We start from the raw sequence: 14,829 nt of genomic DNA, 5'->3' as shown, positions 1-14,829 counted from the left end.
AAGTATATATAAGGATAGTAAAAAATATGAGTATCAATAAAGAGCATTTCGTTGAATGCAGCTACGATTTATACGCTGGTATCGGCAATGAACGCAATATGGTAGAGCAAGCTACCAAAGAGAGTCCCATGCAATATATGCACGGTATAGGCATGATGATTCCTGCCTTCGAAGAAAAATTAAATGGACTCTCTATGGGAGATAAGTTTGACTTTGAACTAACTCCTGACATTGCCTACGGAGAGAGAAGAGACGATTTGGTACTCTCTTTGGATCGTCAGGTATTCTGCAACGAGGAGGGAGAGTTCGACAGCGAAAATGTTATCGAAGGTAATATGTTGCCTATGATGACAGCAGACGGACAACGTGTAGAAGGGCTTGTACACGAAATAACTTCGGACAAGGTTGTAATGGACTTCAACCACCCAATGGCGGGTATGACACTTCATTTCGTTGGAGAGATTTTACAAGAACGTCCTGCTACGGAGGAAGATCGTAAGAGAATAGAGGCCATGATGAACCCTCAAGAAGGATGCGGATGTGGTTGCCATGATGGAGGAGATGCTTCGTGCGGATGTCATAGTGGCGAAGAGGTATCAGGCGGATGCTGCTCTTCTCAAGGTGGTTGTAGCTGCCACTAATCGGCTAAAAAGCAACAGAAGATAAAAGGGAACCCTTAGAGTTGAATTGTATCGCTCTAAGGGTTTATTTTTTACCTTTGGAAAGGATTTGTGAGACCGTTACATAAGCATCGCAAAAGGCATATAGGTTTCTCGAAAAAGCATTAATGGTTTTAACAAAAAGGTATATAGGTCAGAGACAAAAGAACTAAAGGTTTCGTAGCAAAGGGATAAGGACCCCTTATTGATTGAAAGATTGGCTTTCAAAGAGAGTAACCAATCCTCCTCAAAAAGCACCTAATCTTTCTACGAAACTCTTCAATTCATTATTTGAGAGATAGCTCTCCCCTTTAGGTGGACGCTAAATAACATTGCTCCAAAAACTCTGACTAAACGTAAGGTTGGGGCTGTAAAAATGCCCTCGAGTACGAAAGTGCAACTAACTATCAATAACGACAAAGAGAGCGAAGCATCAAGTAATGGTATCGAAAGGAATAATCTCTTAATGGTTAATTGTAAATGAACTCTTTTGGCAGAATATTCAGACTCACCACCTTTGGCGAATCGCATGGTGTTGCAATTGGAGGTATTTTAGATGGGTGTCCTTCGGGAATACGGATTGATATAGAGGCAATAAAGCGATTTATGCAATATCGTCGCCCGGGAACCTCCTCTTTGGTATCACCTCGTAAAGAGGCTGATATCGTGCATTTTCTATCGGGACTTCTGCCCGATGGTACTACTATGGGACACCCTATAGGCTTCGTCATCAACAACGAAGATGTACGTAGTCAAGACTACCAACCTTTTTCAGATGTGTATCGCCCCTCTCACGCCGACTACACCTATCACTGCAAATATGGTTTACCTCCTCAAGCAGGCGGTGGACGCGCCTCGGCAAGAGAGACCGCTGTGCGATGTGTAGCAGGGGCTATTGCGCAACAAATATTACGTCAAAAGTATGGCATCGAAATTTACCCTCATATAATTACTCTCGGAGAAGAAAGTCTAACGCCAGAAGAGCTATCACAACTCTCCCTCGAAGAGGCATACACCTATCCCACCCGTTGTCCTCACCCCGAGGCAAACGAACGTTTCTCTCAATATTTACTCAAAACTGCTACCCAAGGCGATAGTATTGGTGGCATCGTGCAGTGCCATATAAAAGGTGTTCCTGCTGGGTGGGGGTCTCCTCTATACGACAAACTCCACGCTCGATTAGCATATGCGATGCTTTCCATCAATGCTACCAAAGGAATTGAATTCGGAGATGGATTTGCCTTAGCTCGAATGAGAGGGAGTCAAGCTAACGACTCCATGAGCATAGACGATGAGGGGAATATAGTTTTCAAAAGCAACCATTCGGGAGGTATACAAGGAGGAATATCTACGGGAGAAACCATCTCTTTTAGAGTGATCTTTAAGCCTACACCTACCATTGGCAAAGAACAAGAAAGCATAACAATAAACGGAGAAAAAAGTGTTCTAAAAGGTAAGGGAAGGCACGACCCCTGCGTAGCGATACGAGGGGTAACCGTAGTACACGCTATGACCGCCATAGTACTGCTGGACGAAGCCCTTTGCTCTCACTCTATAAAGGGACAATAAGGTTTCAGAGAGAGTGTGCGCCCTGTTATGTAACTCGCTCTAAAATTAAGAATGTATATTTGCACTTTATAAAAAGACTTCACCATGGTAATAAAAACTGCCACATTTGTTAAAAGTAGTGCGCGGTGCAATCAATGCCCAGAGGGTAATCTGCCTGAATATGCCTTTATAGGACGCTCCAATGTGGGCAAATCCTCACTTATCAATATGCTTACGGGGTTTTCCAAATTGGCTATGACCTCGGCTAAACCGGGAAAGACACAACTCATCAATCACTTTATCATTAACAACACTTGGTACTTGGTAGATCTTCCCGGTTATGGATTTGCGCAGCGCAACAAAGAGCAGAGAAATGCCTTTCGCTCTATGATAGAGCAATATATAACCTCTCGTGAGCAACTTACCAACCTTTTTGTTTTGGTAGATAGCCGTTTAGAGCCTCAAGCTATTGACTTGGAGTTTATCCAACAGATCGGAGAGTGGGGCGTACCATTCTCTATTGTTATGACAAAGACAGACAAACTTTCAGGGCTCAAATTACAGGAGTCTATCGAACGCTATAAGGCGAAGTTATTAGAGAGTTGGGAAGAACTGCCACCTTTTTTCTACACCTCCTCAACACTAAAAGGGGAGGAGAAGAGATACTCGACTATATTGAAGACATTAACCATACACTATATAAAAACTAATCATGAATAAGAAAGTTCTTGTAACTGGAGGAACAGGTTATATCGGCTCTCACACCATAGTAGCCCTCTACGAAGCAGGCTACGAGGTGGTAGTGGTAGACAACCTAAGTAACTCTAAAGAGGAAGTACTCGATGCTATCAAACAGATTTGTGGCAAAAGACCTCGCTTTTATGCCATAGACTGCAACGATAAGAAGGCTATGGAGACCGTTTTTACAGAAAATAGTATCGATGCCGTTATTCACTTTGCTGCGAGTAAGGCGGTGGGCGAATCGGTACAAAAGCCTCTTCTTTACTACCGCAACAATATAATGTCTCTCATCACCCTAATGGAGTGTATGGAGCGTTTCGGCACAAAGGCTTTAGTCTTCTCTTCTTCCTGCACAGTGTATGGACAGCCCGAGCATTTGCCCGTAGATGAGAGTGCCCCTATTTTACCTGCCACTTCTCCCTATGGTAATACCAAGCAAATCAATGAGGAAATCATTCGTGACACCATAAACGCAGGAGCCTCTTACCGAGCCACCCTACTGCGCTACTTCAATCCTATCGGAGCGCATCCTTCGGCTCTCATCGGCGAAGCTCCCAATGGAGTACCTCAAAACTTAGTTCCTTTCCTCACTCAGACAGCCGCAGGTATCCGCAAAGAGTTGCAGGTTTTCGGGACAGACTACAACACACCCGATGGCAGTTGCATACGAGATTACATCAACGTGGTAGACTTAGCACAAGCTCACATAGCAGCCCTAAATAGGATGCTCCTTTCAGAGTCCTCCATTCCACAGCTCGATATATTTAATATCGGCACAGGCAAAGGGCTCAGTGTTTTAGAGCTAATCAACGCTTTTGAAAAGGCAACAGGCGTAAAAGTTCCTCACCGCTATGCCGACCGTAGAGAGGGAGACATCGAAGCGGTATGGCAGATGCTCACAAGGCTAATGAAGAATTGAACTGGCATGCAACCATTTCTACCGAAGAAACTCTTCGCTCGGCTTGGGCTTGGCAATGTCATTGCGACCAAAAAGCCAAGGACTCTCAATAAATAGTGCATCACCAGCATCGTGAGGAGAGAGTCAAGGCACTACAACTTCTCGTGCGATGTTGAGTTGGAGTAAAAGCTCTCTCCTATCTTCTTCGGATAAGAGAGAGTTTTTTGCATCCTCCTCTAAAGCAGTCTTCTTTACCTCTTAAACAGAGCTATCCAGTCCCCATAAAAAGAGGATAAGAAGGGGAATAAAACCCTCTTAGGAAAAGAGAGAAAAAAAGAAGTGAGAAAAAGCGTCTAAGAGTTTGCCCAATGTAATAATATCTCCTACCTTTGCACTCGAAATACTTCATTATTATTTTAAATTCTTTTATGAAGACAAATGAAATTATGGCCCAATTGGAGGCCAAGCACCCAGGTGAAAGCGAATTTCTCCAAGCAGTAAAAGAAGTTCTTCTCTCTATCGAAGATGTTTACAACCAACATCCAGAGTTTGAGAAGCATGGTATCATCGAGCGTATCGTAGAGCCAGACCGTGTATTTACATTCCGTGTGCCTTGGACAGATGATCAAGGTAAAGTACATGTAAATATTGGTTATCGTGTACAGTTCAACAACGCTATTGGTCCCTACAAAGGTGGTATCCGCTTCCACCACACTGTAAACCTCTCTGTTTTGAAGTTCCTCGGTTTCGAGCAAACCTTTAAAAACGCTCTTACAACCCTTCCTATGGGTGGTGGTAAGGGAGGTTCTGACTTCTCTCCTAAGGGTCGCACAGATGCAGAAATCATGCGTTTCTGCCAAAGCTTCGTACAAGAACTTTGGCGTAATATCGGACCAGATACAGACGTTCCTGCTGGGGATATCGGCGTAGGTGGTCGTGAAGTAGGCTACATGTTCGGTATGTACAAAAAACTTGCTCGTGAACATACAGGAACATTCACAGGTAAAGGATTTGAATTCGGAGGTTCTCGTCTTCGTCCAGAATCTACTGGTTACGGTGCTGTATACTTTGTACAAAATATGTGTAAGCAACTTGGCATCGAGTATAAGGGCAAGACTATGGCTATCTCAGGATTCGGTAATGTATCTTGGGGTGTAGCTCGCAAGGCTACTGAGCTTGGTATCAAAGTTGTTACTATCTCTGGTCCTGATGGTTACGTTTATGACCCAGATGGTATCAACACTCCTGAAAAGTTCCAAACTATGCTCGAACTTCGCTCAAGTGGTAACGACGTAGTAGCAGACTATGTAAAGAAGTATCCTAACGCTAAGTTCTTCGCTGGCAAGAAGCCTTGGGAACAAAAGGTAGACTTTGCTCTTCCATGTGCTATCCAAAACGAAATGAACGAAGAAGATGCTAAGATGCTCGTTGCTAATGGTGTTACATTGGTAGCAGAAACTTCTAACATGGGATGTACAGCAGAAGCAAGCGAATACTTCGTAGAAAAGAAAGTAAACTTCGCTCCTGGTAAGGCTGTTAATGCTGGTGGGGTATCTTGCTCTGGTCTTGAAATGACCCAAAATGCAGCTCACCTCTCTTGGAGCAACGAAGAAGTAGACAAGTGGTTGCACCAAATCATGCAAGACATCCATGACCAATGCGTTGAGTATGGTCGCGAAGGCGATTACATCAACTATGTTAAGGGTGCTAACATTGCAGGCTTCATGAAGGTTGCAAAGGCTATGGTTGCACAAGGTGTATGCTAAGATAGCAAAGCACTAAAGTTTTTAAGTGGCATTCTTCTTTCCATAAGAGGGGAGGATGCCACTTCTTTTTTGATATAGATTAGTTCTGTTTCATTTATCTGTTTATTCTTTCGATAAAGAATAGAACTTCTTTTTGACTTATCCTTTCATCGCTTTCCTACCCTATAATCTACGTAAAGTATGGATGTGTACAAGATTATCAAGCGTTACTACACTCCAGGCAGTCGAGTTCATCATATCCTCATGGAGCATAGTTTGAGTGTGGCAGATTTAGCTCTTTCAATAGCTGAAAAGCATCCCGAACTTTCTATCGACACCCCCTTTCTCTACGAAGGAGCTATGCTACACGACATCGGCATCTACCTGACCCATGCTCCCGAAATATCCTGCTTCGGAAGAGAACCGTATCACAGACATGGTTACTTGGGAGCAATTCTACTTCGCAGAGAGGGATTAGAACGACACGCTCTAATATGCGAACGTCACACAGGCTCAGGTATTACTCCCGAAGAAATACTCCTATCCAAACTATGCCTTCCCAATGATCGGAGCTACCTTCCTTTATCTTTGGAAGAAAAACTAATCTGTTATGCCGATTGCTTCTTTTCAAAAACCCGCTTAGGAGAGAAAAAAGATTACGAAACTATTCGTAAAAAAGCGTGGCATTTATGGGGAGAAAAAGCTCCACACTTAGCCCAAGCATCGGTAGAAAGGTTAGATGCTCTTCATAAACTCTTCGATTAAGATCGACTTTTTCCTACCTCTTCTCTCATAGACCTATTGCAATTATATCTCCTCTTCGTACAATGTTCAACAAAAGATATTTTGCACCTCCTAATTTTATGCGTAGACTAAAGGATTATAGTCTACCCATTGCCATAGTTGTCGGGGTATTTTTCTATCGTTGGATTGGCCTTTTAGCACCAACAGTACCCTATCTCATCTTTTTAATGCTCTTTTTTACCTTTCTCAAACTACGCATTCGAGAGTTAAAACCTGCTCCCGTTCATTTTCTCTTAGCTCTTGTGCAGATAATTCTCTCTATGGGGAGCTACTATTTACTCAGAAACTTTATGCCGTTAAGCGTAGCCCAAGGAGCTTTTAACTGCTTTATTTGTCCTGCGGCTTCTGCTTCTCCAGTCATTATCGGTATTCTTGGGGGGAGTATTGCTGTGGGTACTACTTATGTGCTTATTACCAGTGTTGGTATAGCTTTCATAGCCCCTCTTCTTTTTGCCATTGTAGGTGAGGGAGATATCTCCTTTTGGAACTCAGCCTCCACAATATTTGTCCACGTCTTTCCTTTGGTCATAACACCTCTACTCTTTGCCCAACTTCTTCGAGCTAAAGCTCCTAAGTTTAGAGATCAAATACTCTCTTTCTCTGCCCTATCTTTTTGGATTTGGGTTGCTGCACTTGCTATAATTATAGCCAAAACGGTAGACTATATGCAAGCTCAAACCTCCCAAGCAATCCCCACAATGTTTCTTCTCGGAGGAGTGGGTATCATAGCCTGTTTAATACAATTTGCCTTAGGGAAATGGATTAGCAAAAAGTTTTTGGGAGAAAGTATAACCTTAGGACAGAGCTTAGGACAAAAGAATTCAAGTTTAGCTATTTGGATGGCGCAAATGTACCTCGATCCTCTATCCAGCGTAGCTATGGCTTCCTACTCAATAGCACAAAACCTCCTAAACTCTCTACAGTTGCTACAACACTCCAAAAAACTGAAGAGAGAACAACAAAGACAATAAGACTAACAACAAAAGAGTAAAACGAAAATATATGGTACTTACAGATAAATGGTTTACCACGATAGGTAGTGATGCCAATGATGCTATGGTAATCATCAATGGGCGAATTGACATCGAACAATTTGTTCAATCGGGTAAATTCAAACACCGCATAGAAATACGACTACCTACTCCTCGGACGGGAAAGGAATGCCTAACCGTGAAGCAGAACGACTCATCGGACAAATCGAAGAGCTCCTACGCCCTAAGATGGAAAAAGACAAACTTGCCATCCTCACTGGCAATCACCTTGGAGGTGGCATCAAGTATTGGGTTTTCTATGCACGAACCGACAAAGTCTTCTTCGAGCGTTTGAACGAAGCCTTGGAGGATTTACCTCTGCTCCCTTTAGAGTTTGACAATGAAATAGACCCCGAATGGAGCGAGTATCTCGATATGCTCTCACTCGCCCCCTCCGACAAAGACGAAGAGGCAGAAGTGGACGAGGATGATGAGGAGCTATAATGATTTAAGAATCTGACTAAAGACTTTCACAACTACTTTCCCAGGGAACAAAAAAAGGAGACCTTTGAGTAGTCTCCTTTTTTATTTGCAACATCAAAAAGCTCTAATCCAACCATCCCGCTTCTCGGAAAGTATCTTCCAAACCTGCTTGTAAATCGTATTTGGGCGAAAAGCCTAAAGCCTTTAATGGGGTTATATCACACAGCCAATTACGCTGTTTTATAATCGGATACTTATCTCTATTTAGGGCTATAGGCTGAGATGTTATTTTGCCATATAACTCTCCTATAAGGCAGGCTACATAAATGAGAGGAAGAGGAACTCGAAGGATATGAATCTTTCTCTTCAGTAGATGACAACAAATTTTGGTAAACTCATCATCTGAATACCCTTTACCATCCGACACAATATAACGCCCTCCCACAGACTTGGGATGGGTAATGAGAAAGAAAACTGCATCAACCAAATCTTTCACATAAACGTAAGAAAGTTTTTGAGGCGTACAGCCAGCCAAGAAACTCCATCCCTTACGCATTGTATTGACTGTAATCCAATAGTCTTTATCCCCATATCCATACACGCCTGTAGCTGAACAATAGTTGCCGATATGCCACTCGAAAGCGTATATTGCTCCGCCAAAAGTTTACTTTTTCCATACTCTGTATGAGGCTTTTGAGGCATAGAAGCACTCATAGGGAGAGAGGTCTGGTTCAGCCCATAGCTACCCATACTACTCATTAAGAGAAACCTAAGCGGATGAGGGAAGGCACTAAGAGCCTCTAAAAAGTTACGGGTTTGCTCGGCATTAGCTATCCTAAACAGCTCGATGTTTGTAGCCTTGGTTACCCCTGCATTATGTATTACGTAATGAAAAGGAGGTGTATCCACTTCTCTGGGTACAACTGCCAAAGTACGCTTCATTGACTCTACAGATGAGAAATCAAACTCTAATAGATGGATAGGGTAATCTTTATAGGCAGAACGATTGGTTTCTTTACGAACGGCACACCACACCTCATATCCCTGTCGGAGTGCCTCTCTAAGCAAATAGTTCCCAATAAAGCCTGTTGCCCCTGTCAATAAAAGACGGGGTTTTACCTCTTTTACACTCTCTTGTTTCATACCTTAATGCTATAAAATAGACCCCAAGAAAAACGGCATAGTAGCTTTCTAACCATGTTATTCATATAAGTTCGACAAAGAAAAAATCTTTGGAAATGATTGTAACTCCACTTCCAAAGATCTTTTCAAATATTTAGGAAGAGACTATCCCCTCTATTTCTTTTCAAAAGGCTACTCTATCGATGGTCTCGATAGACTTTCCTTTAAATATCCGAGTAAGGGAACTCTCCTTAGTTTTGTGCCTCCTTAATTTTTTCTCTCAGCAGGGCTATCTTCTCTTTTATAACTGCAAAATCCCTATCTAAGCGTTGCTTCTTATGTTCAATCTCCTTAATCATACTATCGCCCCACTTAGACGTACTGGAGAAAAGCTCTATACTCGAAGAGGTAGTTTGCATCTCCTTTTCTATTCTTTCTCTTATACGATAGAGGTGTTCCAACTGCTCCTTTAGCTTGCGCACATCACCGCTCTGTACAAGCGACTCTATACTTTCGCTAAAGTGCTCTATGTGTTGTTGGTTACGAGATATTTGCAACTTTTCGTAGACCTTATCCACGGCCTTATGGAAAGCCTTGTAAATCTTTTCTTTTTCCTTAAAGGGGACATGTCCAGCTTCGTTAAACTCGGCAGTTAAAGCATTGAGACGTTCACGTTGTTCTTGTGGATTTCCCTCCTCACCTTCTTCAGTAAGTTTCTCAATCTTTGCAATTATCTCACGTTTGAGTTCCAAGTTTTTATGTTGCTCTTCGGAACGACTCGAAGTTTGGTTCTTCTTTGCTTCAAAGAAAGTATCGCATGCTGTGCGTAGCTTAGCCCAAAGCTCGTCGCCTACCTTCTTAGGTGTAGGTCCTATCTTCTTCCATTCGGCTTGCAGGGCTTTAAGTCTATCAGCTGTTTTATTCCACTCTTGACTGGTTGCCAAGGCTTCGGCTTCAGCGACAATCTGCTTCTTAGCCTCGATATTTTCGCTGTATTCCTCTCTTGTTTGCTTGAAAAAAGAAGCCTTCGTTTCGAAGAAGAAATCACAAGCAGCACGGAAACGAGCGTAAATAGAAGCGTTATCGCTCTTAGGAGCTATACCAATTGTTTTCCACTCGGCTTGGACAGCAAGGACTTTTTCTGTTGCTTCTTGCCAAGCTCGCATAGTCTTCAGCTTTTCGATATCTAAAGATTCTACACGCTCACAAAGAGCCTTTTTAGCCTCTAAATTAGCCTCTTCTTGTGCTAAGCGATTATCGAAAAACTCTTGACGCTTCTTATGAATAGTGCGAGAAAACTCGTTAAACTCCTGCCAAATCTCCTCTCGAAGCTCCTTTTCAACGGGTCCTGTCTCTTTCCACAAACGGTGTAACTCCTGCAATTCCTTCGAAGCCTCTACCACATCGGTACAATTACAAAGCTCCTTGGCACGCTCTATGAGATCTTTTTTGGCTTGCAGATTTTTCTTAAAATCATATGAACGGAACTCATCATTGATTTGCTTCAGATCATAGAAACGCTCCGTCCAAAGAGTAAATTCCTGTTGCATATTGGAGTACTTACTCTCGGGTACTTGACCAATACTACGCCAAGACTCCATCAATTCATGGTAACGAGTACGAATGGTTTGAAAGTCTGCATTGCTCTCTACAATCTCACGAAGCGTAGCTATGAGAGCCATCTTTTTCTCAAAGTTGTTCTCCTGCTCCTTTTGCACCTCCTCCAATTGTTGCTTGTAACGCTCCTTATAAGTTTGCAAAAGATCTTTGAGACGACTCTCTTGTATCTCTGCCTGCTCAAGGAGGGCTACATTAGCTTCATCGGTGGCATCTGCATATTCAGCTTTTTTCTTCTCAAAAGCACGTTTCAAAGCATCGACCTCTCGACGGGGAGGTAATACATCCTGCTGAGACATCAGCACAATGGCATCAACAATCTCAGGGCAAGTCATAGCCTCTATCTCCTCGGGAGTATAGCTCTTAAATGCTGGGGTTTGCTCCATAGCACCCTCAGTTAGTTCGTTCTTAGTAGCAAGAACTTCTTCGTTAGATGTTTTGTTCGTCTGTTCCATATCTTCTCAAAAGGAAATAAGCCCTGCCGTCATCGAATAATTCGACAGCTATCTCGCTTCTTGACTACAAAATAAGTAAATAAAATCGATATTCCCGCAGTAAACCGACCTCAATAGGATAAAGAACCCTATTTTTAATAGAAAAAAGCGCACATAATACAAATAACGGACAGGAAGAGACAAGAAATGTAAAGAATATACACACCGTTAAACACTAAAAGTAATACAGATTGCTACATTTTGACTACCTTTGCGGCGGAAAAGAGAGAACAGTACCCTCCGTTTGATAGTATGTAAAAAGGGGGTAGACTGTTCTTTTTGTGCAAAGGATGGATAAGCAAAAGCCTCTTGCACTCCTGTTTTTGAAAAAAGAAAAAACACAATTATATGGAATATAGTTACATGACCCAAGAAGGGTTCGACCAACTAATGGCAGAGATAAGTCGCCTTGAAAAAGAGGAACGCCCTGCAATAGCTCAACAAATAGCAGAAGCTCGCGACAAGGGAGACCTCTCGGAAAATGCAGAATACGATGCTGCTCGAGAAGCTCAAGGTATGCTTGAGGCAAAAATCTCTCAACTCAAAACCAAAGCTGCCAATGCACGTATCATCGATGAGTCTATGATTGACTCCAGCAAAGTACAAATCCTTACTAAGGTACGCGTGCGTAATTTGGACGACAATACCGAAGTTACCTACTCAATTGTACCCGAAGCAGATGCAAACTTTAAGGAGAAAAAACTCTCTATCACCGCTCCTATTGCACGCGGACTTATGGGAAAACGAGTAGGAGAAATTGCCGAAATACAGATCCCCATTGGTCTTTTGAGACTGGAAATTCTCGAAATTTCACTATAAGAGTAGCTTTATTCTAAGGAGATAAACCTATGGCTTCTATATTTAGTCGTATTATCAAGGGGGAGATTCCCTCCTACAAAGTGGCAGAAGACAACCTTTTTTATGCCTTTTTGGACATAAACCCTACCTCAAAAGGACATACCTTGGTTGTACCCAAAGAGGAGGTTGATTATCTTTTTGACCTCGAAGACAATACCCTTTCGGGACTTACTCTCTTTGCAAAAAAAGTAGCAAAAGCCATTAAAGAGGTTATCCCTTGCCAACGGGTAGGCGTAGCTGTGGTAGGTTTAGAAGTACCTCATGCTCACATACATCTTATCCCCATCAATGAGGAGAAAGATATGTGCTTAGGATATACACTAACCCCAGCTCTTTCAAAAGAGGAGATGCAAGCAATTGCCACCTCTATATCTGAGGCTTTTAACTCGTTGAAATAAGTCTATTATTTATCCTTTCATTCCCATACAGGGGTAGTGTTTCATTAGAAATGCTACCCTTTTTTCTTCTCCTCTCCTTAAAAGGGATAGCTCTATATCTAAGTTTCGTAGAGAGTGTTCCCTCACTCCTAAAAAGCTATTGTAAGGGGGTAAAAAGAGAAGCTATACAATAAGTATTGAAAGGTATAATGCTTTCAGAGCTAACCATTATAGGTTGCACTCCAAAGGGTATGTACAAACTCTTGTAAGGATTATACCTTTTTGATACTAAGCAAGAATGATTTGAAGAAAAACCACAAGCCTATCCTTACCTAATACTCTTTCTGAAAAAAAGTACTCTCCTTCACATTAAGAAATGCCATAATCACAAGGGTTACGCAAGGTTAGAACAAAGCAGATTTACGTACTATAATGAAGTAACTATCTCTTAAAGGGTATTGAGAGCAAAAGAGAGCGAAGCTCAACAAGTAGATAACCCAACCTAAGTGTCGACAATTAACAAAGCGAGTGCGATAATAGGCAACAACCCTAATAAGGCATCTTGCTATCTCCATTATTCATAAAGTGTATATAGTCATAGATATTTTCAAAGAGATAGAGATTATATTTGTGGAAGAGATAGTGGCAGTAGCCTGTCACAAGAAGTATCAATATTAAAGTATTATCGCTTATGAAGCCAGATATTCAAATAGCCCGAGAGATAGAGCTGAAACCTATTCAGCAAATTGCAGACTCAATAGGCATTTCATCCCAACATACAGAACCCTACGGACACTACATCGCCAAGGTTAATCTCGACGCTCTGCGCCCCGAGAAAATTGAAAAGAGCAACCTCATCTTGGTTACCGCTATCACGCCAACAAAGAGCGGAGTGGGTAAAACGACAGTTTCTATTGGTCTCTCTTTAGGGCTTAATAAGATTGGCAAAAAGGCTATTGTAGCCCTACGCGAACCCTCTTTAGGACCTTGCTTTGGCATGAAAGGGGGAGCTGCTGGAGGGGGATACGCACAAGTACTTCCTATGGAGCAAATCAACCTCCACTTCACAGGAGACTTCCACGCTATTACCTCCGCCCACAATATGATTACCGCCCTTTTGGAGAACTATATCTACCAAAATAGAAATACTTGCGAGGGACTTTCCGAAGTACTTTGGAAGCGTGTTTTGGATGTGAACGACCGCTCTTTGCGCAACGTTATTACGGGACTGGGTACTTCCGCAGATGGTATCCCTCGCCAAACGGGCTTCGACATCACACCTGCTTCGGAGATTATGGCTATCCTTTGTTTGGCAACAGACTTTGAAGATCTTCGCTATCGTTTAGAAAATATCCTCTTGGGTTACAGAAAAGATGGCACTCCGTTTACCGTAAAAGATTTGGGAGTGGCGGGCGCCATTATGATTTTGCTCAAAGAAGCCATCAAACCCAACTTGGTGCAAACCACAGAACATACCCCTGCCTTTATACATGGAGGACCTTTTGCAAATATCGCCCACGGATGTAACTCGATATTAGCAACCAAAATGGCAATGTCTTACGGCGAATATGTAATTACGGAGGCTGGGTTTGGTGCCGACTTGGGTGCTGAAAAATTCTATGACATCAAGTGCCGAAAAGCAGGAGTAGCCCCTAAACTCACCGTACTCGTTGCCACGCTTGCAGGACTTAAAATGCACGGAGGAGTTAATGAAAAGGAAATAAAAGAGCCTAACAAAGAGGGGCTTTTAGAGGGACTGAAAAACTTGAATCGCCATGTGGAAAACCTACGAAAGTTCGGACAAGAAGTAGTCGTATGCTTCAACAAATTTGCAACCGACACGGACGAGGAAATCGAATTGGTACGTCAACACTGTGCCAACAATCTATCTGTTGGCTTTGCCGTAAACAATGCTTTTGCTGTGGGTGGAGAAGGGGCTACCGAATTGGCTCAATTGATAGTAGACACTATTGAGAAGAAACCTTCCCAAGAACTCCACTTCGCATACGATTTGAATCAATCTCTCGAAGAGAAAGTAGAGCAAATAGCTCGTAATATCTATAAAGCCTCCAATGTAACCTACAGTAGCAAAGCCACTAAGGCAATAAAGAAAATACAAGAATTGGGCTTAGAGCACTTCCCAATATGTATTGCTAAAACGCAATACTCCTTCTCTTCAGATGCCAAGGCTTACGGAGCTGTGGAGGGTTTTGAACTCAAGGTGGCAGACATCGTAATCAACCGTGGTGCTGAAATGCTCGTTATCATTATGGGTGATATTATGCGTATGCCTGGGCTTCCTAAAGTGCCTCAAGCCGTTAATATGGATATTGTTAATGGACAAATTGATGGACTGAGCTAATCAAATCAAGCAGAAAAATGTTTCACTATAATAGAAAGCATACTCTCTTCCGAGGGTATGCTTTTTTATTGACAGATAGCATAAACGAAAGTCTACCGTAAGAAAATGCCAGCTCAGCCCTACGAAGCGAGATGAGTGCCCGTTCGTAGA

The 14,829-nt window shown here is 42.4% G+C and carries 12 protein-coding genes and 2 pseudogenes; 11 read left to right on the top strand and 3 right to left on the bottom strand.

Annotation, left to right across the window (positions count from 1 at the left end):
• Positions 1 to 26 precede the first annotated feature (26 nt).
• The 8 genes and pseudogenes from JCM15907_RS04140 (at position 27) to JCM15907_RS10650 (ending at position 7,870) form a co-directional block, all read left to right on the top strand.
• Complete coding sequence (locus JCM15907_RS04140) at positions 27 to 641, top strand: FKBP-type peptidyl-prolyl cis-trans isomerase (protein WP_025842826.1); 615 nt, start codon at positions 27 to 29, stop codon at positions 639 to 641.
• Positions 642 to 1,139: 498 nt separating this feature from the next.
• Positions 1,140 to 2,228: a chorismate synthase gene (aroC, locus tag JCM15907_RS04130; protein WP_025842825.1), complete on the top strand. Its 1,089-nt coding sequence runs from the start codon at positions 1,140 to 1,142 to the stop codon at positions 2,226 to 2,228.
• Positions 2,229 to 2,312: 84 nt separating this feature from the next.
• Positions 2,313 to 2,917 (top strand): annotated as a pseudogene (gene yihA, locus JCM15907_RS10660) (ribosome biogenesis GTP-binding protein YihA/YsxC).
• Between the two features lie 2 nt (positions 2,918 to 2,919).
• A pseudogene (gene galE, locus JCM15907_RS10655) lies at positions 2,920 to 3,959 on the top strand (UDP-glucose 4-epimerase GalE).
• Positions 3,960 to 4,274: 315 nt separating this feature from the next.
• Complete coding sequence (gene gdhA, locus JCM15907_RS04105) at positions 4,275 to 5,612, top strand: NADP-specific glutamate dehydrogenase (RefSeq protein ID WP_025842824.1); 1,338 nt, start codon at positions 4,275 to 4,277, stop codon at positions 5,610 to 5,612.
• Positions 5,613 to 5,792: 180 nt separating this feature from the next.
• On the top strand, positions 5,793 to 6,356 hold the full coding sequence (locus JCM15907_RS04100; protein WP_025842823.1) for an HD domain-containing protein: 564 nt from the start codon (positions 5,793 to 5,795) through the stop codon (positions 6,354 to 6,356).
• Between the two features lie 98 nt (positions 6,357 to 6,454).
• The gene (locus JCM15907_RS04095; protein WP_025842822.1) at positions 6,455 to 7,366 is read left to right on the top strand and encodes a bile acid:sodium symporter family protein; all 912 of its coding nucleotides are present in this window, start codon (positions 6,455 to 6,457) and stop codon (positions 7,364 to 7,366) included.
• A gap of 189 nt (positions 7,367 to 7,555) precedes the next feature.
• Entirely contained in the window at positions 7,556 to 7,870 is a 315-nt protein-coding gene (locus JCM15907_RS10650; RefSeq protein ID WP_242396796.1) for a DUF695 domain-containing protein, read from the top strand.
• A gap of 103 nt (positions 7,871 to 7,973) precedes the next feature.
• Here JCM15907_RS10650 and JCM15907_RS12165 read toward each other — a convergent pair whose 3' ends face one another.
• The 3 genes from JCM15907_RS12165 to JCM15907_RS04080 form a co-directional block, all read right to left on the bottom strand.
• Complete coding sequence (locus tag JCM15907_RS12165; protein ID WP_051522372.1) at positions 7,974 to 8,345, bottom strand: NAD-dependent epimerase/dehydratase family protein; 372 nt, start codon at positions 8,343 to 8,345, stop codon at positions 7,974 to 7,976.
• Positions 8,342 to 8,992, bottom strand: coding sequence for an NAD-dependent epimerase/dehydratase family protein (locus tag JCM15907_RS12160; protein WP_051522371.1), 651 nt, complete (start codon positions 8,990 to 8,992; stop codon positions 8,342 to 8,344). The genes JCM15907_RS12165 and JCM15907_RS12160 overlap by 4 nt, the downstream gene beginning before the upstream one ends.
• Before the next feature lie 230 nt (positions 8,993 to 9,222).
• Complete coding sequence (locus tag JCM15907_RS04080; protein WP_025842821.1) at positions 9,223 to 11,043, bottom strand: DUF349 domain-containing protein; 1,821 nt, start codon at positions 11,041 to 11,043, stop codon at positions 9,223 to 9,225.
• 387 nt (positions 11,044 to 11,430) lie between these two features.
• On the opposite strand from JCM15907_RS04080, the gene greA reads away from it, so the two are divergent.
• From greA to JCM15907_RS04055, 3 genes are all read left to right on the top strand, one after another.
• A complete protein-coding gene (greA, locus tag JCM15907_RS04070; protein ID WP_025842820.1) occupies positions 11,431 to 11,901 on the top strand; it encodes a transcription elongation factor GreA in 471 nt (156 codons plus the stop codon).
• A 29-nt stretch (positions 11,902 to 11,930) separates the two neighbouring features.
• Positions 11,931 to 12,338, top strand: coding sequence for an HIT family protein (locus tag JCM15907_RS04065; protein WP_025842819.1), 408 nt, complete (start codon positions 11,931 to 11,933; stop codon positions 12,336 to 12,338).
• Between the two features lie 670 nt (positions 12,339 to 13,008).
• Positions 13,009 to 14,679 carry a formate--tetrahydrofolate ligase gene (locus tag JCM15907_RS04055; RefSeq protein WP_025842818.1) on the top strand — a complete coding sequence of 557 codons (1,671 nt, stop codon included), beginning with the start codon at positions 13,009 to 13,011 and terminating at the stop codon, positions 14,677 to 14,679.
• Positions 14,680 to 14,829 lie beyond the last annotated feature (150 nt).

The sequence above is a fragment of the Porphyromonas gingivicanis JCM 15907 genome, assembly GCF_000614585.1.
Lineage (GTDB): Bacteria > Bacteroidota > Bacteroidia > Bacteroidales > Porphyromonadaceae > Porphyromonas > Porphyromonas gingivicanis.
The sequence above is the reverse complement of the archived record's forward strand: the minus strand, read 5'-3'. Positions and strand labels throughout refer to the sequence as shown.